The sequence below is a fragment of the Halobacteriovorax sp. BALOs_7 genome, assembly GCF_003612895.1.
Taxonomy (GTDB): domain Bacteria; phylum Bdellovibrionota; class Bacteriovoracia; order Bacteriovoracales; family Bacteriovoracaceae; genus Halobacteriovorax_A; species Halobacteriovorax_A vibrionivorans.
Genome location: NZ_CP027772.1, coordinates 2,082,270 through 2,100,352 on the forward strand (window position 1 = coordinate 2,082,270; position 18,083 = coordinate 2,100,352).

20 protein-coding genes are annotated in these 18,083 nt (G+C 36.5%); 12 read left to right on the forward strand and 8 right to left on the reverse strand.

The window, feature by feature from the left end; translation table 11 throughout:
* Positions 1-14 precede the first annotated feature (14 nt).
* Entirely contained in the window at positions 15-1,337 is a 1,323-nt protein-coding gene (locus BALOs_RS09910) for a S8 family peptidase (protein WP_120405077.1), read from the reverse strand.
* A gap of 227 nt (positions 1,338-1,564) precedes the next feature.
* Here BALOs_RS09910 and hemC point away from each other — a divergent pair, with 227 nt between their 5' ends.
* From hemC to BALOs_RS09940, 6 genes are all read left to right on the forward strand, one after another.
* A complete protein-coding gene (gene hemC / locus BALOs_RS09915; protein ID WP_162929645.1) occupies positions 1,565-3,097 on the forward strand; it encodes a hydroxymethylbilane synthase in 1,533 nt (510 codons plus the stop codon).
* 15 nt (positions 3,098-3,112) lie between these two features.
* Positions 3,113-4,384, forward strand: coding sequence for a glutamate-1-semialdehyde 2,1-aminomutase (locus BALOs_RS09920; protein ID WP_120405079.1), 1,272 nt, complete (start codon positions 3,113-3,115; stop codon positions 4,382-4,384).
* A 7-nt stretch (positions 4,385-4,391) separates the two neighbouring features.
* Complete coding sequence (locus BALOs_RS09925; RefSeq protein ID WP_120405080.1) at positions 4,392-5,300, forward strand: sensor histidine kinase KdpD; 909 nt, start codon at positions 4,392-4,394, stop codon at positions 5,298-5,300.
* Positions 5,293-5,991, forward strand: coding sequence for a response regulator transcription factor (locus tag BALOs_RS09930; protein ID WP_158536921.1), 699 nt, complete (start codon positions 5,293-5,295; stop codon positions 5,989-5,991). The genes BALOs_RS09925 and BALOs_RS09930 overlap by 8 nt, the downstream gene beginning before the upstream one ends.
* 17 nt (positions 5,992-6,008) lie before the next feature.
* A complete protein-coding gene (locus tag BALOs_RS09935; protein ID WP_120405081.1) occupies positions 6,009-7,046 on the forward strand; it encodes a uroporphyrinogen decarboxylase family protein in 1,038 nt (345 codons plus the stop codon).
* A gap of 148 nt (positions 7,047-7,194) precedes the next feature.
* Positions 7,195-8,415, forward strand: coding sequence for a M20/M25/M40 family metallo-hydrolase (locus BALOs_RS09940; RefSeq protein ID WP_120405082.1), 1,221 nt, complete (start codon positions 7,195-7,197; stop codon positions 8,413-8,415).
* Positions 8,416-8,538: 123 nt separating this feature from the next.
* Here BALOs_RS09940 and BALOs_RS09945 read toward each other — a convergent pair whose 3' ends face one another.
* From BALOs_RS09945 to BALOs_RS09960, 4 genes are read right to left on the reverse strand one after another with little or no spacing between them, the layout of a single operon-like run.
* Positions 8,539-9,315 carry an exodeoxyribonuclease III gene (locus BALOs_RS09945; RefSeq protein WP_120405083.1) on the reverse strand — a complete coding sequence of 259 codons (777 nt, stop codon included), beginning with the start codon at positions 9,313-9,315 and terminating at the stop codon, positions 8,539-8,541.
* 2 nt (positions 9,316-9,317) lie between these two features.
* Entirely contained in the window at positions 9,318-10,085 is a 768-nt protein-coding gene (locus BALOs_RS09950) for an enoyl-ACP reductase (protein WP_120405084.1), read from the reverse strand.
* Positions 10,086-10,101: 16 nt separating this feature from the next.
* Positions 10,102-10,779, reverse strand: coding sequence for a response regulator transcription factor (locus BALOs_RS09955; RefSeq protein WP_115363534.1), 678 nt, complete (start codon positions 10,777-10,779; stop codon positions 10,102-10,104).
* 3 nt (positions 10,780-10,782) lie between these two features.
* Positions 10,783-11,736, reverse strand: a complete 954-nt coding sequence (locus tag BALOs_RS09960) for a sensor histidine kinase KdpD (RefSeq protein WP_115363536.1) — start codon at positions 11,734-11,736, stop codon at positions 10,783-10,785.
* 63 nt (positions 11,737-11,799) lie between these two features.
* Between BALOs_RS09960 and deoC the strand changes: the two genes are divergently transcribed.
* The 3 genes from deoC (at position 11,800) to BALOs_RS09975 (ending at position 13,208) form a co-directional block, all read left to right on the forward strand.
* Positions 11,800-12,480, forward strand: coding sequence for a deoxyribose-phosphate aldolase (deoC, locus tag BALOs_RS09965; RefSeq protein ID WP_120405653.1), 681 nt, complete (start codon positions 11,800-11,802; stop codon positions 12,478-12,480).
* A gap of 73 nt (positions 12,481-12,553) precedes the next feature.
* Positions 12,554-12,853, forward strand: a complete 300-nt coding sequence (locus tag BALOs_RS09970; RefSeq protein ID WP_120405085.1) for a hypothetical protein — start codon at positions 12,554-12,556, stop codon at positions 12,851-12,853.
* 82 nt (positions 12,854-12,935) lie between these two features.
* Positions 12,936-13,208 carry a hypothetical protein gene (locus BALOs_RS09975; protein WP_115363543.1) on the forward strand — a complete coding sequence of 91 codons (273 nt, stop codon included), beginning with the start codon at positions 12,936-12,938 and terminating at the stop codon, positions 13,206-13,208.
* On the opposite strand, the gene BALOs_RS09980 is transcribed toward BALOs_RS09975, so the two are convergent.
* Together BALOs_RS09980 and BALOs_RS09985 are read right to left on the reverse strand one after the other, a co-directional pair.
* On the reverse strand, positions 13,205-14,227 hold the full coding sequence (locus tag BALOs_RS09980; RefSeq protein WP_115363545.1) for a CpaF family protein: 1,023 nt from the start codon (positions 14,225-14,227) through the stop codon (positions 13,205-13,207). The two genes, BALOs_RS09975 and BALOs_RS09980, sit on opposite strands and share 4 nt — an antisense overlap.
* Before the next feature lie 20 nt (positions 14,228-14,247).
* Complete coding sequence (locus BALOs_RS09985) at positions 14,248-14,925, reverse strand: hypothetical protein (RefSeq protein ID WP_133296982.1); 678 nt, start codon at positions 14,923-14,925, stop codon at positions 14,248-14,250.
* A gap of 84 nt (positions 14,926-15,009) precedes the next feature.
* On the opposite strand from BALOs_RS09985, the gene BALOs_RS09990 reads away from it, so the two are divergent.
* The 3 genes from BALOs_RS09990 to BALOs_RS10000 are packed head-to-tail and all read left to right on the forward strand — an operon-like array spanning position 15,010 to position 16,379.
* Positions 15,010-15,507, forward strand: coding sequence for a hypothetical protein (locus tag BALOs_RS09990; RefSeq protein ID WP_115363549.1), 498 nt, complete (start codon positions 15,010-15,012; stop codon positions 15,505-15,507).
* Positions 15,508-15,510: 3 nt separating this feature from the next.
* Positions 15,511-15,861, forward strand: coding sequence for a hypothetical protein (locus tag BALOs_RS09995; RefSeq protein ID WP_115363551.1), 351 nt, complete (start codon positions 15,511-15,513; stop codon positions 15,859-15,861).
* 8 nt (positions 15,862-15,869) lie between these two features.
* On the forward strand, positions 15,870-16,379 hold the full coding sequence (locus BALOs_RS10000) for a YtfJ family protein (protein ID WP_120405087.1): 510 nt from the start codon (positions 15,870-15,872) through the stop codon (positions 16,377-16,379).
* A 31-nt stretch (positions 16,380-16,410) separates the two neighbouring features.
* Here the strand turns inward: BALOs_RS10000 and BALOs_RS10005 are convergent, their stop codons facing one another.
* Positions 16,411-18,075, reverse strand: a complete 1,665-nt coding sequence (locus BALOs_RS10005) for a CRTAC1 family protein (protein WP_120405088.1) — start codon at positions 18,073-18,075, stop codon at positions 16,411-16,413.
* Between the last annotated feature and the right edge of the window lie 8 nt (positions 18,076-18,083).

Here is an 18,083-nt window from a genome sequence, read left to right on the forward strand (position 1 = left end):
GCACTATTTATTTTTTAAAGTGCTTGTAATACTGAATTAAGGTTAATAATTCCACCCGTAAGAATATCGCCATCCATTGATGAATTCTTAACGACATTATCCATTAACAATTTCTTTAGCTCCACTGCTGCTAAGCTTGGGTTACGAGAGAGAACTTCTGCTGCAACACCAGAAGCATTTGGTGCGGCCATTGATGTTCCAGACATATTTCCGTAACGATTCCCAGGTGTTGTCGAGTAGATCGATGAACCAGGAGATGAGAGATCAACATTTTGAACTCCATAATTAGAAAAATACGAAAAACGCCCATACTTAGTTGATGAGGCTATTACAATCATCCCCTCACTATCAAAAGATGCAGGATATGTAAGATAGCGATCAATATCTTTAGAGCTATTACCAGCACTAGTAACAACTAGAACATTATAAACTTTTGCAATATGATCAATTGTCTCTTTAACAAGGTCTCCACCTTCATTATGAGACTTTCCAAATGAGCAATTAATAATACGCGCGCCATTTCTTGCAGCATAAAGAAAACTTTCTGCAACATCGACATCAGTTTCATCACCACGACTAGGAACAGTACGAAGCCCCATGATTCTAACATTTGAAGCTACCCCAGCAATTCCCTTTCCATTATTTTGTTTTGCTGCAATTGTTCCTGAAACATGTGTCCCATGAGAATGCTTATCCATAATATCACTTGTCGCCTCTCCACTAGAGTCACGCTCAAGAGTATTGATTCCATGAATATCATCAATATACCCATTTCCATCATCATCAATTCCATTACCTGGAATTTCATCTTCATTGATCCACATCACATCTTTAAGATCTTCGTGATTATAATCAACTCCAGTATCAACAACTGCTACAATAACAGGAGCTCCAGTAGAGAATCCAAACTCTTCATACGCTCTTGTTACGCCCATACCATATTCAGAAGCTGAATCGAATGCCCATAGCCTTGATATCTTTGGATCATTAAAAAGAGTTGCACGAGACTTATTAAATTGAGGCGCTACTTTTTCCACATCAGTTGGACGAGGTAACTTCTCAGAGTCCGCATATGTATCGAAGTATGCTGTTTTAACATTTTCATGATCAAGATAGAGATCAATTAATGATTCATCACCATTTGTGTAAGCGACATAGTTTTCACCAAAGAAATGTTTAATCTTTTGAACACCAGAAAATTGTGGCAGCGACTTCCCTTTCTTTACTTTGATAACAATTCGTTTCGAGTTGGCGTGTATTGATGTGGCCTTAGCTGATATATTCAGAAAAAAACCCAGAACAATTAAGATTGTCCCAATCAAGATCGAACGATTCATTTGCAATTCCTTTTGCTAATTAAATTTCAACAACTTAAGTGTAGCCATATAAAATCAATAAAGAAAATATCTTTTTCTTACATTTTTCATCGGATATGGGACCACTACCACCTCTTAACACATAGCGCACACGTTGTTTTTACCCCACTTTTAATGACAAATTCATGACAAAAAAGTAAGTTAAGTATTGTAATTTACAGACTCACATCTAAACACAAGGATATATTTTGAAGTACATCATTGGAACACGCGGTTCTCTTTTAGCACTTACACAATGTAATCAAGTTAAAGATCAATTAGAAGAATTAACTGGAGATCAGTTCGAGCTAAAGGTTATCAAGACTCAAGGAGATCAGGTTACAGACAAGCCTCTTTGGCAGCTTGAAGGTAAAGACTTTTTTACTAAAGAGCTTGATGCGGCCCTTTTAAATAAAGAAATTGATATGGTGGTTCACTCTTATAAAGACCTTGGAAGTGATAGACCTGAAGGTATTAAATTAGCGGCCATTACAAAAAGAGATTACGCTCACGATATTCTCTTTATTAAAGAAGAAACTGTAAGCCAATTAATGTGCAAAGAAATTAAAGAATTTGTTGTTGGAACATCATCACCAAGACGAATTACAAATATCGAAAGCTCACTTGCTGAATATCTTCCATATGGAGAGAACGTAAAAGTTACGACAAAGATGCTTAGAGGAAATGTAAACTCACGCCTACAAAAATTGAGAGATGGTAATTATCATGCCATCGTTCTTGCGATGCCTGGGATTGAAAGACTTGCAATCACTGAGTCATCGAGAAAAGAGCTCGAGCCACTTTTAAAAGATATGACTTTTATGGTTATGCCTCATAGCCAATTCCCAGCAGCGGCATCTCAAGGTGCTCTAGGAATTGAATGCCTTGAAGGACGTGATGATAATGGTGAATTAGAAGCAAAGTTAAAACAGCTTCAAGATAAAGATACAGTTAGTGAAGTAAGTCGTGAACGCCAGGCCTTTGCAAGCTATGGTGGAGGTTGTCACTTAGCAGTTGGAATTAACGTTACTAAAAAAAGCGACTACTACGTTCATACTCATAAAGGTAAAGTAGATGACAAAGTTATCTTTGAGAGACATCTTGAAGGAAGCTTTCCTTCTCCAGAAAAGAAAGAGCGCGCCTTCATCGGTCTTCCTCACGCTGATCACAGAGAAGATGAATATATTTATTGTGAATTAATAAATAAGGAATCGCTTCAGAAAGCAAATATTCCTAATAATGATCTTCTTGTTTCTGCTCGTTACGGTGCAAACCTATTCAAAAACCACGGTAAGGCAGTTTATACGGCAGGACTTTCAACTTGGAGACTACTTGCTAGGAATGGTCAATGGGTTCATGGAAGCTGTGACAGTTTAGGTGAAGCATATCTAGATAAAATTCGTGATTCCAAAGCAATTGAAGTGATGAATGGGCCAAAAGAAGAATTAACCATTCTAACTCATAAGGACTCATACTCTGACTACGGCCAGATTATGGAAGCTTACGAAAAAAGTACGAATGACGTTCGTGAAGGATTTATGGACGAATTAAGACAATGTGATGTCTTCTTTTGGACAAGCTTCTCACAATATAAAACTTATACACAACATATTCCAGAAATAAAGAATAAGTTCCATGCTTGTGGGCTTGGAAAGACTTTTGAACAATTATCAAAAGAAGATATTACAGTTCGTCCATTCACATCAATGGAAGAATTTAAAAACTGGATGAAGCAAAAATAAGAAAAGGAATAAATAATGAGTAATTTACACACAGAGATTTTTGAAAAGAGTAAGAAGATGGTTCCAGGAGGAGTTCACTCACCTGTTCGATCTTTCAAGGGAATGGAGTCAACTCCTAAGTTTTTCAAGAGCGCAAATGGTGCATACTTTACTGATATTGAGGGTAAAGACTATATCGACTTTTGCATGAGCTTTGGTCCCCTCGTTCTTGGACACCAAAATCCAGCAGTAAAAGAAAAATTGATCCAGGCCCTTGGTCGTGGTTGGAGCTACGGAGCTTGTGAGCCATACTCAGTTGACCTTGCTGAATACCTACTTTCTCGTCTACCTCACGTTGATCAAATCAGATTTGTGAACTCTGGTACTGAAGCGGTTATGACAGCTTTAAGACTTGCTCGAGGTGTAACAAAGAAAAATAAAATCATTAAATTTAACGGTTGTTACCACGGACACGTTGATGCCATGTTAATTAAAGCAGGTTCAGGTCTTGCTGGAGCAGCTGAATCATCTTCACTAGGTGTACCAAAAGGTGTAGCTGACGATACTCTAATTCTAGAACTAGAAGATCTTGATGGTGTAAAAAAATGTTTTGAAGACCACAAAGATGAAATTGCAGCAATTATCGTTGAGCCTCTACCAGCTAATAATGGACTTCTTATTCAAGATCAAGAATTCCTACAAGGACTTCGCGATATCACAAAAGCAAATGATGCTCTTTTAATCTTTGATGAAGTTATTTCTGGTTTCCGTGTTGCCTTTGGTGGAATGGCCGAGCTTACAGGAATCACACCAGATATCGTAACTTACGGAAAAGTTATCGGTGGTGGTCTTCCAGTTGGTGCTCTAGCAGCGAAAACAGAGATAATGGAACACCTTGCTCCAGTTGGTGGTGTTTATCAAGCAGGTACTTTAAGTGCCAACCCACTTGCAATGGTTGGAGGGCTTGAGACGCTTAAGCAGATGACAAAGGAAAATTACGAAAAGCTAGAACAAAACACTCTAAGAATTGTAAATATCTTTAAGAAATGGCTAGCTGAGTATAACGATGGACAGTTTTCAAATTATAATATTATCCACCACTCTTCTCTATTTTGGATTGTTCCAGGAGATAAGATAAAGTCAGTTGGTAATATTCCAGGAAATATCGGTGAAGACTTTGTTCCATTATTTGAACTGCTATTAGAAAAAGGGATTTATCTCTCACCTAATGCATATGAAGTTGGTTTTGGCTCACTTGCTCACGACGAAGATGTTGCAAAAGACCTCGAAAAGAGACTTTGGAGCTAGTTAGAAATTGGAACTTAAGAAGTCATCATCACCATTTTTCATTGTATCGGCCATCACAAGTGGCCTAATCTTTCTTTTTGGAGTTTGGTGGCTTTATTTAATTTTTAAGCTTAGTGACCGCCTCAGTAGCTTAAATGTTACAGAAGACCTAAATATTGGCTCACTTATAAAATGGGAAGGGACAACCTTTCTAGTGCTAATTCTAGTTCTAGTAGTTTCACATACTCTCCTATTTATACGCGACCAAAGAAAGAATCGATCTATTACGGCTTTTTTTGCAGGTCTTACACATGAGCTTAAAACGCCACTTGCTAGTATCAAGCTTCAATCGGAAGTCATTAAAGACGAAGTTGATGGAATAGATAACCAAAGATTAGAAAAATTAACGAATCGCCTAATTGAGGATACCATTCGACTTGAGAATCAAATGGATAAAATCCTTCAACTTTCGAGATTAGAAAGAGGTGGAAATCTTAACTTTGTTGATGTGGACATCACTCACTTTATCGCTAATATTGTAAAGTCAGATTACTCTTCAAAACTTAATGTTGAACTAGAAGACGGTGCTGAGGAAGTTAGTGTAAGTGCTGATGAGTTTGCCCTAAGTATTATATTCAAAAATCTTTTAGAAAATACGATTTCACATACGAACTCGAAAGATGTTTCCATAACAATTACTACCCTTGAAGATAAGGCCATTATTACATACCAAGACAAAGGTACTTTTAATGGTGAAATTAACAAACTTGGAAATCTCTTTTATAAACATGAGTCAACAAAAGGCTCTGGAATAGGGCTTTATCTATCAAGAAAGTTAATAAGTCGTATGCATGGAAGTTTAGATATTACTAAGGAGAATGGGCTTATCTTTAAGATATCTCTACCACTTTCAAAAGCCGAGGAAGAAAATGAGTAACTTCGGAAAGATACTAGTCGTAGAAGACGATAATAACCTTGGTGATACTCTTAGTGAGTACTTAGAAGATGTTGGTCATCAATGTAAACTTGCAAAAAATGTCAAAGATGCGAGATATTATTTTGAACAATTTGGCCCAAATATCATTCTTATGGATATTGGTCTACCTGATGGTAATGGAATCGAATTAGCAAAAGAATTTAGAAAAGAAAGAAGAGACTTCATACTTCTTTTCTTGTCTGCCCTTAATGATCCTCAAACGAAGGTTGAAGGATTTGAAGCAGGTGGAGAAGACTATATAACAAAGCCATTTGCTTTAAAAGAGCTAACAATAAGGCTTGATCGTCTTCTTAGCTTTAAAACTACAATTGATTCATTAGATGATGAAATTATTATTGGTGACTTAAAGATTTGGCCAAAAAGATTTGAAGTTCAAGATGGTGAAGGAAAAATAATTAATTTAACGCAAAAAGAATGCGCAATTCTTGAGATCTTATTAAAGAAAAAGAACGAAGCTGTAGAGAGGGATCTTATTATTGAGAAAGTCTGGGGTGAAGACAAGTTCCCTTCTCAACGAACAGTGGATAATTATATTGTTAAACTTAGAAAGTGGGCCGAGAGCGACTCCAAGAACTCCCTAGAGATTCAAAGTGTTCGTGGAATTGGCTATAAATTGATTATTAATAAATAATCAAAAAGGATTAAGAGATGGGATTATTTAACGATCGCAAAAGTGAAAACGGAAAAGAATTTGTACCTGTATGGTTTATGCGTCAAGCTGGACGCTACCACGATCATTACCAAGGAATGAAAAAGAAGAATACTTTTATGGAATTATGCAAGCAACCAGAGCTAGCATGTGAAGTAACAATGGGTCCTATCAATGACTTTAAATTTGATGCGGCCATCTTATTTTCAGATCTGCTTTTCCCTCTTGAGCAAATGGGAATGGGACTAGAATATGCACCAGGACCTAAATTAGAAAAGAAACTAGAAACTGTAGCTGATATTAAAGGGCTAAAATTTCTTGATACAGCAGAGAACTTTTATAAATTCCAAGGTGAAGCCTGTACACTTTTAAAAGAGACTCTACCAAATACAACGACACTTCTAGGATTTGTTGGTGCTCCTTTCACTCTATACACTTATGCTGTTGAAGGATCTCATGCTGGATCACTTTATAGCTCAAAGCTAGGTCTTTATGATGGTCGTTGGGATGCATTTGTCGAGTTACTTATCCCAGAACTTCTTGGTGAGATGCGTGCTCAGGCCCTAGGTGGAGCAGATGCTATGTGCTTATTTGACACTGCTTCTGGTGAGTTAAACTACGAAGATTATACTCAGATTGTTCTTCCTGTACTCAAAAGAGTTACAGCAGAATTCAAAAAAGAATTCCCAAATAAAAAAGTCATCTACTATTCTAAAATGACTCACCTTCGTTATCTACAAGCAATCGAGGACGATAATATTGATGTTCTTGGTGTTGATTGGAGACATGATCTTGGTCATGTTCTAAACACTCTAGGTAACGACTACTATATTCAAGGAAACCTTGAACCAGCATACTTAGGTCTTCCATGGGAGACTCTAGAGAAGAAATGGATGGGGCTTTATGAGTCACTCCAAACGGCCAATGCTCCGATGAATAAATGGATTTGTGGACTTGGACACGGTTGTCTTCAGTGGATTGACCAAGAAAACGTGAGAAAAAGTGTCGAATTAATTCAAAGTAAGTTTCAATACTAATTGTTTGGGCGCATAGCGCCCAAACTCTCCTAATACAAGGCCCTTACAGCTTCTATGTAAGAATATAATAGAATCTATCGCTATTTTAATCAGTTGTTTGGCCATAAACTTGTTTAGTTAATAGATAAAATTGACCAAGGAAGGTTGAATGAAATTTACACAAAAGGTATTAGTAGCAGGACTGTCTCTTTTAACAATTAATTCTTTTGCCCAAGATCTAAACGGGAATCACGAGCATAATTACATTGTAACAGGAAAAGACCTATTCACATCAACTCAGAGTCTACACTCTGAAATGCAACTTGATGTTATTAAAGTTGAAAAAGATCTTGTTATTGCAAAAACAAAAAGAATGGAAGAGCGAGCTGAAATTTCTCACCTTGCCCACGAAGAACATAAAAGATGTGGTGGATACTTCGCATTTCAAACAAAAGAAGAAGCATTAAAATTCGTTAAAGAATCTCAAGAAAATATGAAAGGACAGCAAGACTATAGTTCACTTGTTGCCGACTACACTCTTAACCAAGAAGATCTTGTAAGAGATACTATTTCAAAAGCACAAGAAAGCTCAATTAGAAGTGTTATTGAAAAGATGTCTAGCTTCCATAATCGTTATTATAAGTCAGAAACAGGTGTTCAATCACAACAATGGCTTAAGGATCACTGGACGAGCCTAACGGCACACAGAAATGATATCAGTGTTGAATTCTTTAATCATTCAGGATTCCCTCAACCATCAGTAATTGCAACAATTAAAGGTAAATCAGATGATATTATCGTAATTGGTGGACATGCTGACTCTATTGCTGGTTGGTGGGGACGTACAAATGCTCACGCACCAGGTGCAGATGATAACGCTTCAGGAACAGCAACTGTAACAGAAGTTTTAAAGGTTTTAGCTCAAAGTGGTTATCAACCAGAGAAGACAATTAAATTCATGGCCTATGCAGCAGAAGAAGTTGGACTTCTTGGATCTAAAGATATTGCACAAACTCACAAGCGTGAAGGAAAAAGTGTTGTTGGTGTCATGCAACTTGATATGACAAACTTCAATAACTCTAACGACGATATTACGATTATTACTGACTATACTAATGAAGCACAAAATAACTTCCTAGGATCTCTGATTGATACATATCTTCCAGAATTAACTTGGGGACGTGATACTTGTGGATATGCTTGTTCAGACCATGCTTCGTGGACAGCTCAAGGATTTCCAGCTTCGACACCATTTGAAACTCGTAAGCGTGAAATGAATGGAAGAATTCACACATCACGTGATACTCTAGATTACATGGGTGGAACAGCAGATCATGCACTTAAATTTGCTAAGCTTGCCCTATCATTTGTCATTGAACTTGATAGATAATTTCAGATCTCTCAACTTTGATATATAAAAAGCCTCCGAAAGGAGGCTTTTTTTTATGTCCAGGATGGACTGTATGTCGACGAGAGGCAGGAGCCGAAGTCGACAAATTCAAAATAGAATCTTCTAACTAAACTCAATTGAAAGCGGACAGTGATCACTTCCCATTACATCTGGCTGATGCCAACAATTCTCTACTCTTGAAACAAATTCATCAGTTGACCAAAAATAATCAATACGCCAACCAACATTTCGTTCACGACAATTGCTTCGATAAGTCCACCAAGTATAGTGGCCATTTTCTTCTGGAGAAGTGAATTCACGGAAAAGATCAGTAAAGCCTTGGGCCTTAAACTCATCCATCCATTCACGCTCAAGAGGAAGAAAACCTGTCGTCTTCTTATTTGTTTTTGGATTAGCAAGATCATTTTCAGTATGGGCAGTGTTGTAGTCACCACAGATCACAACTTCTTTCTTTGTCTTCTTCTTAAGCTTTAAAGCTTTATCTGCAACAGCACGACAGAAGTCCATCTTATATGGAACTCTTGCGTGATCTCTTTGTCCATTTGGGAAGTAACAATTAAAGAGGATATAATCATCAAATTCTGAAATGATGGTACGTCCTTCACAATCAAACTCAGGTATTCCAAGTCCAACCGTGTGCTTAACATTGATTCCTTTGCGTACCCAAGTGGCCACACCTGAATATCCCTTTCTTTCCGCAGGTGCTATTAACACTTCGTGATTATCAGGATTATTTAGGCGATCACTTAATTGCTCAGGTAGTGCCTTTGTCTCTTGAAGACAAATTACATCTGAATCATCTTCTAAATACCAATCGTAAAAACCTTTTTTCTCACAGGCCCTAAGACCTGCAACGTTCCAACTTGAAATCTTAGTCAAAACTAGGCTCCTAAAATCGAGATACCAGAATCAACGTAAAGCACTTGTCCAGTTACACCATTTGCAAGGCGTGAACCTAAGAACACAGCAGCTCCACCAACATCTTCTTGAGTTACATTGCGACGAAGTGGCGACTTCTCTTCAACGTCATTTAAGAATCCTTTTAGCCCTGGTACACCAGATGCAGCAAGAGTTCTAATTGGACCTGCAGAGATACAATTTACTCGAATCCCTTCTGGGCCTAAATCATCAGCAAGGTATCTCATTGTTGATTCAAGAGATGCTTTTGCAACACCCATTACGTTATAACCATTAAGAACTTTTACTGATCCATGGTAAGTAAGAGCGATAACAGAACAATTTTTTGCCATAAGTGGCTTAAGAACATTACACACACCTAAAAGTGAGTAAGCTGAGATATCTTGTGCCATTTTAAAACCTTCACGGCTTGTTTTATGAAAACGATCCTTAAGATCTGTTTTATCTGCAAATGCTAGTGAGTGAACGATAACATCAACATCACCCCATTTCTCTTTTACGATTTCTGCCATCTTAGTCATATGCTCTTCATTTTGAACATCTAACTCAAATGTAAACTCTCCACCAATTTCTTCGCTGAGTGGTTCAACTCTTTTTTGTAGAGCTTCGTTTAAGTATGAAAATGCAAGACGTGCTCCTTGCTCTTTCATTTGTTTTGAAATTCCCCATGCAATTGACTTATCATTTGCAAGGCCTAGGACTAGAACTTTCTTTCCTTCTAAAATTCCCATTTATATCTCCATTACTTTATTTAACAAACTTGTAGCCGACAGAGCGGATACTAATAATATGTTTAGGTTCCTTTGGATTTTCTTCAAAGTATTTTCTAAAACGTACAATGAAGTTGTCAATTGTACGAGTATTTGAATCCTTTTTGTAGCCCAATAACTCAAGTAACTCACCGCGCGTTACCACTTCTCCTTCATTTTGAGTTAAAAGTGTCAAAATCTTAGCCTCTTGCTCAGTCAGTGAATATTCCTGTTCATTTGAATAGGCTTTAAAGTCTGAGAAGTTAATCTCATTATTTCCAAACTTATAAACTTCGACTTCTTTCTTTGTCCAACTTGATCGTTTGAGAAGCCTTTTAACCCTTAAAATAAACTCATCGAGGTTAAATGGTTTTGCCAGATAGTCATCTGTCCCCAAATTAAAACAGCGAACTTTAGATTTACTACTATCTTTAGCAGATAGCACTAAAACAGGTGTCTTCTCATTTACATCGCGAATTTTGACAAGAATATCCTCACCACTTAGTCCAGGCAACATTAGATCAAGAACCACCAAATCAAAATTCTTTTGCTCATAGATTTCAATGGCCTCATCACCACGGGCGGCATGCGTAACCTCAAATCCTTCTAGTTCTAAATTTAGGATGATTCCCTTTGCAATATTCTCCTCATCTTCAATAAGTAAAATATGACTCATAATCTAATCCTTCTTATGTAGTTTTAATGATAATTTCAAAGTTAGACCCTTGCCTTTACCTTCACTAGAAGCAGTGATTCTACCAGAGTGAATTTTCATAATCTGAGTGGCCATATAAAGACCAACACCACTGCCCTTAGAGGATCTACCAACTTGATAAAACTTTTTAAATATATTCTTTAATTCTTTTTCTTCAACACCATCACCATTATCGACAAAGAATAACTCTCCAAAGTTTTTAGATTTTTGAAAAATAACCTCAACTTTCTTCTGAGCTTTACTATTATATCGAATCGCATTGGTAAAAATATTCATGAGTAAAATATCAAAGAGCTTCGGATCAAAATCAATAAAAGCATCCTCTTCAAGATGAAGATAACTAACCTGAAGATCTTTAAAATTATGCTTATTTCTATCCAGAAATTCTTCAATGGCCGTACGAACCCCAATCAGTCTCACGTCTGGCTCGACCTTCTTCTCTTCAATTCGTCCAAGCTGAAGGATTTGTTCGATATTATCGCCTAGTCTCTCCGTATCTTGGCGCATAACATCTAAGTACTCCATTTGTTTTTCGCGAGGAAATTCATGTTTCTTTAAGGTATCGATAAATATCCCTATAGAAGCAACCGGTGTCTTTAGTTCATGCGTGAAACCGTTAATAAAGTTTTGTTGCATACGATAGAGCTGACGTAATTTTTGATAGTAATAAAAAACTAAACTAAAGCCTAAGATAATCAAAGTAACAAGAATTGATAAGACCAGGATCATAACCCAGGTCTGAGTTTGCTGAAATTGTACGAGTTGAATCCCAGACTTTTCAACAAATATCGTTAGCTTCTCGTTAACTTCTAAATATGAAGAAATATAGAGGTATAATGAAACCCCAAGAGCGACAAGGGATGAAATAAAAATAAAGACGGGATGTAAAAATACAGGTCCCCTAATTTGACGTGCCATTTGCAAATTTTAGCAATTATTGGCACTATAAGTTAAGGAAAAATGTTTAATAATGAGGACAAAATGGAATCAAAAATCCAAAATCTTGCAAAGTATATTGACCACACTCTTTTAAAGCCAGAAGCAAGTGCTGCTCAGATAAAGAAGTTATGTACTGAAGCCAATGAATATGGGTTTAAGTCAATTTGTATTAACCCTTCTCGTATTGAAGAAGCAAAGAAGCATCTTGACCCACAAAGGTCCATGATTTGTACAGTTATTGGTTTTCCATTAGGGGCCATGACAACGGAGGCAAAGGCGTTTGAAACAAAAGATGCCATCGAAAAAGGTGCCAGCGAAATTGATATGGTCTTAAATATTGGAAAGCTTAAAGAAGGCGAAATTGACTATATAAAAAGTGATATTGCAGCAGTTGTTGCACAAGCTGGAGAGAAGACAGTAAAAGTTATATTTGAAACATGCCTATTGAATGAAAAGGAAATCCGTTTGGCCACAAATACGGCCATCGATGCAGGTGCAAAGTTTATAAAAACATCAACAGGTTTCTCTTCCTCAGCGGCAACACCAGAAGTTGTTGAAATTATGTTAGAAGAGGCCCAGAAACGCTGTGAGGTAAAGGCATCTGGTGGTGTTAGAAGTTACGAAGACGCAATAAAATACATCGAAATGGGTGTGACAAGGCTTGGAACAAGTTCTGGAATTGCGATTATGAATGGTGAAAAAAACACAACATCTTCTTACTAAGGTGTAAGTAGACGCGTTCTTATGGTATTGATAGATAAGTAGCAAGACGCTACTCAATCTAGCCGGAGATCGAATGTTTAAAGCTTTCCTTTTCACCACGCTTACCTTAGTTACAACAATCTTTTCATTACAGAGCCTCGCAAGTTGCGAACAACAAGATCAGAATATTGCTTATAAGAACACAAGAGAGTTCATAAGAATTAAGAAAGTTGTTAATGAGGCTGGAACCAAGAAGATTGGTAAGGACCTTAAAAAACAAATCAATTCACTTTTTAATCAAACAAGAAATTACTACTTTCAATCAAAATGCCTAAGCTTACGTCATCAACAGCTTGGAATTCTCATGGAATTAAAAGAGCTAAAGAAATTATAAGCTTTTCTTTACCGCTTCCCACCTACCGCTAATAATGGGCAAGGTGGCAAAATGACTTTAACAATAACCATGGAAGGTTTGTATGGAAAGAGTCATTAATCAATTATCAATTTCAAAACATGCACAAAAGAGAATGTCTCAGCGTCAGATTGAACTAAATGATAGGGACTTATTTAAACTCAGCGAAGCCGCAATGAAACTAAAGGCCAAAGGCTCTCATGAGTCCTTGATCATTACTCCCATCGCTGCTTTTATTTTAGATATCGACCATCATTGCCTCATCACGGCAATTCACTCCGATGAGATGAATGAGAATATTTTCACTAAGATTGATGCGACAATGATAGTGAATTAAAGAGTATTCCAATAATTGATTTCTAAATCCCCTTTATGCTGGAGATCATTAGCACTTGAAGGAACTGCTCCACTGAAGATTAATTCATCATTTTCAGTCTCAAAAACTGAAGTTGTTAGAATGTGATTACCTTCCATAGAATTTACTTCCATGATCTGAGTAACCTTACGTCTTCCATTCTCACCGCGTCCTAATTGAATAATATAATCAACGGCCGTGGAGATATAACGTCTAACTACATGATATGGCAGATCAAAGCCCGACATTAAAAAGAGAGACTCAACTCTTTGTAGACACTCAACAGGTGAGTTCGCATGGATTGAAGTCATACTTCCATCGTGGCCAGTATTCATCGCCTGAATCATATCAAAAGTCTCAGCTCCCCTAACCTCACCAACAATTATTCGATCAGGTCTCATTCGTAGAGTATTTTTAACGAGCTCACTCATTGAGATATTCTTATCAAGCCCTGCCTCAAGACGAACAGAGTTTGGCTGTTTTAAAACAAGCTCAATAGTATCCTCAATGGTAATAATTCTCTCCCCTTGATCAACTTCTTTTAAAAGCATATTCATAAAAGTCGTCTTTCCAGAACCTGTTCCACCAGAGATTAGAATATTCTTTCTTGAGCGCATTAAGGCCATAAGAAATGGAACGACATTTTCAGGAATATTAAAGAGAGCTCCGTGTTTTTCGAGCTCAAAGTTATTTGAGAGGTATTTTCTAATTGTTATAGATGTACCACTTGAGGCAAATGGTTCGCTAATAATATTAACACGTGAGCCATCTGGCAGACGGCCATCTAAGATAGGATCATTATTTGAGAATTCTTTCTTATTAAAAATTGCAACTTCTGTAGCAAAGTCGAGAATATCTTTTTTATTAATATTCACATTTAGGCCAATGAACTCTCCGGCCCTTTCAACAAAAACACTATTTGGTCCATTAATGACAATTTCAGAGATCCCTCGTTTTGTTGATAGATCATCTAACATTTTCCAAATACTATTTTCAGTCATATATTTCCTTTAAATGAATCCTAAACAGTCTTAGCCGCAACTAGTTCGAGATCCCCAATACTAAGCGCATAATTTATTAAATTCTTTTGTAGTAATTGTTTCTGATTTGGTTCGAGCATAGTCTCAATCATATCAAAGCTTGATTTGGCCTTAATTAATCCAAAAAGCTTTTCTTCACCTAGAAATTTTAAGAAATGCACAAGCATCAAAATCAGAATATCAATTCTTATATTTCGATTTGTAACAGAGGCCATTAATTGATCGATTTTACGAGATGGAAAATAAGGATGCTCATCCAATGACTTTAAGTCTTGTTCATAACAAGAGACTTTTAAATAAAAGCCAAGAGATATTAGTCTAGAATATCCACTTACTGTTTTATCACGAAACCTAGCTTCTAGATTTGTAATATCATCAACACTATCAACTAAAACTGAATGGGGATGATTACTATTTTCTAAGAAGTTTATATAATAGGCCAATAAACGATCACGAATCCCATGCCATCCAAACTTCTTAATAAGTGAAGTGAGGTCTGTCTCTTCACCAGCATTTAAAACTCGATAGAGAATTCTTGCCATGGCCGGTGATTGATAAATATATTTTTGAAGATCCACAGAGGTCTGACTTGAGCTTGATACGTTACTGATGAGTAACTGACAAAATGCCTCGGGAAGTTCTATGTAATCCAATTCCATATACCTATGATAAATGAGATTTCCATCACTTTCCAGACTTATATTCGCTTTATCAATAACACAAGAAACTGTTATAATAATTAAATGAAAACTCCTATTCTTGAAGAATTCAAATTGAAGTCCATTGATAAAGTGGAAATCAAGGCAAATTTAAAACATTATCGTGTTGGCCATCAACCGGTTTACCTTGATGCTTCTCGCCTTAAAAGAGATCGCCTTATCAAGTTACTTGGCCTTCTCTCCAATGTTATGGAAGAGGAAAACTTATCACCTAAGTTTCCCTACCCTTTTTATATTATTTCCGATATCGAAGATATTTGGACTAAGTTTCCAATCTTCAAAAGTATCGAAGAGCTCCCAAGCTATTATCAATTTGAAGCAACGAGACCTACGACTAAGGAACAAAAAATACTGGACTTCATCGATATCTCAGCATCTAACATAAGAAATGAAGATGTTCAGCTATGCTTAGACGAGTTCTCTCGCACAATTTCATCTCAAAGAATTATTAAATCATTGGCCAAGGAAGGAAGTAAACTTGAAAAGATTCTAAAAATTCTTGAAGAAGAGGCCAAGGGATAAAGTATGAACGACGACAATAATGATAATAACGATGCTAAGAAAATTGATCAACATATCCGAAAAGTGTTAGGAGAAGAGTTTGCGCCGGTTCAAAAGAGAAGCGATAATGGACAAGAAGGACATAAGCTGACGAATTTTTTGGACATTGAAAAGAATCGAATCAAACAACTAAAGGACTTCTTTCAAACACGTATCCCAAATGTGATTGAATTAAATCAGTTTGACGAGTTGATGCAGGAATTAGTTGAATATAACGATACTTTAAGAACAAAAATACTTAAGCATACGCTAAAGAAAGATTCAAAATTTAATAAGAATATTAAGCAAATATTCAATAAAACATTTATCGATTAGGAGAGGTTATGAAGAAGTTGATTTTAGGGGCACTACTACTTTCAAGTGTGGCATCATTTGCAATTAGACCACCAGTAGTAGAAATTTCAGGAGATAATGGCGGACGCTTAAATGGGAATGCTTGGTCTTCAAAAGAGCTAAAAGGCAAAGTACACGTACTATTCTATGTTGATCCAGATGAGAAAGACTTAAATAACCATGCTTCTGAAGCACTGGCCGCTGAAAAATTTGATCTAAAAAAATACGCTTCAGTTGCCGTAATCAATATGGATGCAACTTGGCTACCTAACTCAATCCTAGAAGGTGCTCTTGAAGATAAGCAAAAGAAGTACCCTAATACATTATATGTTAAAGACCTAGAAAAAGTCGTCGTAAAAAAATGGGACGGAATTGTAAAAGATGATGATTCTAATATTATTGTTTTTGATAAGGCCGGAAATATCATTTATAAAATCAATGGAAAGGCCAGTGATAAGCAAGTAAAAGAGATGATCTCTTTAATCAAAAATAATCTATAATTTCATATATTAGGTGCTACTTCTGTAGCACCTATTCTTTAATCAATGTTAAATCATTCATTATAACAGGATAACTTCTTCGAAGTTTCTTTCCACTTTTTAAGCGATAAGGCCATTCAATGATGACTTCACTAACCTTTTCATCTCCAAGGCCGATATGAACAATCGATGAGTTTTGTGGTTGAAATTGTCCATATGAAAAGTAATGTTGACGCGTTAGTGTACGACCTTTATCTGTAACAACAATAATCTTTGCACCGATTGCATCATGGTTAGACCTCTTACCTTCAAGCTTCAACTTAATAAAGTTCTTCTGTGGTAAATTATTTTCAAAAAGATAAACACGCGGCTTAATGCGTGCATCTCTGGTATTAACTTGAATTGTTAAAAGATCATTTCTTCCATCACCATTGTAGTCAAAGACTACAGTTGAGCTTGGGTTTACAATATCAATACCGTAATCTTTTGAGCGGTTTACTAATTCGTGATCATTTTCTTGTACAAAGCTAACGAGTCTTGTGTGCGGGGGAAACCCCGAATTATCAACAATTAGGTCAATGAGGCCATCATTATTAAGATCACTCCAAAGTCCGCGCATATCACCTTGGTTCCAATTAGTAAGTGCACCATCATTTGTATATTCTGTTCTTAAAAATGAAATCTTTTTAAGACCTCTATTTGTCAGGATACTTGAACGGTCACGATAGTCGAGATCAAGAGACTTTGAAACCTCTCCCATGGCAATATCATAATAACCATCATTATTGTAATCACCACAAATAGCAAAGGTTGAATTACCACCATTAAAACGTCCACCACTGGTAATACTATCCATGGCATAACCAGACTGAGGTCCATAATCCACATATTTTAAAACTTTATTCTGCTCAGTTGAAAGCCAAAGTTTATTAGGATAGCCGGCCGTATTACTAGTTAGAATATCCGCATATCCGTCATTATTGATATCACAGATACTAGATGAGAATGTAGGTGCGACGTTATACTCTTCATCACCTCGCATTGCCAGTTCAGAAGTTAAGGCCCCTGATATTTCATAAACCTTTTTCTTCTTGGCCGTAAATAGTCGGTTTGCAACAGGTTTACCCTTGTTACGACGGTCAAACCAACTTGCAACAAACATATCTAATTCACCATCATTATCGTAATCAAAGACGTTTACATTAGTAATAGGTGCGATGAAATCAAATTTAAATTCATGTGCCTTTCTAAAAATAATACTATTTCCGCGAGACTTATTTCCCAAATAAATAGAGATCGGTTTTTTCGTTAAGGCCGATTTTTGATTGTGAAGCCCAACTAATACATCTGTCGTTCCATCTTTATCAAAGTCAGAAAACTGAAAAAACGTTGCTTGAACATCATCCTCAAAGTAAATATTCTTCGCCTTAACAAATTCTCCACTCTTTGTGGCCAAATAGAACTGAGCTGTTGAATAATTCCCACTTAGAAAAACTAAATCCTCAAGCCCATCACTATTGATATCATAAATATAAACACGAGAAGCTTCGATATTTGCAAGGCCAACCTTCTGAGTCACATCAATAAATGCAGATGATTTCTTCTGTGGGCCGTAATTAATTTTTGCACGCTTTCTTTTGACTTCTTTTTTCTTCTTATTAAAAGAAGAGCAAGCACTAAATAATAAAGCGAAGACTAATAAGTAGTGAATTTTCATACCTATAT

Excerpts from the sequence above, each read along its gene's own strand:
- BALOs_RS09910 (WP_120405077.1), bottom strand. The coding sequence starts at position 1,337 with ATGAATCGTTCGATCTTGATTGGGACAATCTTAATTGTTCTGGGTTTT.
- BALOs_RS09920 (WP_120405079.1), top strand. The coding sequence starts at position 3,113 with ATGAGTAATTTACACACAGAGATTTTTGAAAAGAGTAAGAAGATGGTT.
- BALOs_RS09930 (WP_158536921.1), top strand. The coding sequence starts at position 5,293 with ATGAGTAACTTCGGAAAGATACTAGTCGTAGAAGACGATAATAACCTT.
- BALOs_RS09935 (WP_120405081.1), top strand. The coding sequence starts at position 6,009 with ATGGGATTATTTAACGATCGCAAAAGTGAAAACGGAAAAGAATTTGTA.
- BALOs_RS09940 (WP_120405082.1), top strand. The coding sequence starts at position 7,195 with ATGAAATTTACACAAAAGGTATTAGTAGCAGGACTGTCTCTTTTAACA.
- BALOs_RS09950 (WP_120405084.1), bottom strand. The coding sequence starts at position 10,085 with ATGGGAATTTTAGAAGGAAAGAAAGTTCTAGTCCTAGGCCTTGCAAAT.
- BALOs_RS09955 (WP_115363534.1), bottom strand. The coding sequence starts at position 10,779 with ATGAGTCATATTTTACTTATTGAAGATGAGGAGAATATTGCAAAGGGA.
- BALOs_RS09960 (WP_115363536.1), bottom strand. The coding sequence starts at position 11,736 with ATGGCACGTCAAATTAGGGGACCTGTATTTTTACATCCCGTCTTTATT.
- deoC (WP_120405653.1), top strand. The coding sequence starts at position 11,800 with ATGGAATCAAAAATCCAAAATCTTGCAAAGTATATTGACCACACTCTT.
- BALOs_RS09970 (WP_120405085.1), top strand. The coding sequence starts at position 12,554 with ATGTTTAAAGCTTTCCTTTTCACCACGCTTACCTTAGTTACAACAATC.
- BALOs_RS09975 (WP_115363543.1), top strand. The coding sequence starts at position 12,936 with ATGGAAAGAGTCATTAATCAATTATCAATTTCAAAACATGCACAAAAG.
- BALOs_RS09980 (WP_115363545.1), bottom strand. The coding sequence starts at position 14,227 with ATGACTGAAAATAGTATTTGGAAAATGTTAGATGATCTATCAACAAAA.
- BALOs_RS09985 (WP_133296982.1), bottom strand. The coding sequence starts at position 14,925 with ATGGAATTGGATTACATAGAACTTCCCGAGGCATTTTGTCAGTTACTC.
- BALOs_RS09990 (WP_115363549.1), top strand. The coding sequence starts at position 15,010 with ATGAAAACTCCTATTCTTGAAGAATTCAAATTGAAGTCCATTGATAAA.
- BALOs_RS09995 (WP_115363551.1), top strand. The coding sequence starts at position 15,511 with ATGAACGACGACAATAATGATAATAACGATGCTAAGAAAATTGATCAA.
- BALOs_RS10000 (WP_120405087.1), top strand. The coding sequence starts at position 15,870 with ATGAAGAAGTTGATTTTAGGGGCACTACTACTTTCAAGTGTGGCATCA.
- BALOs_RS10005 (WP_120405088.1), bottom strand. The coding sequence starts at position 18,075 with ATGAAAATTCACTACTTATTAGTCTTCGCTTTATTATTTAGTGCTTGC.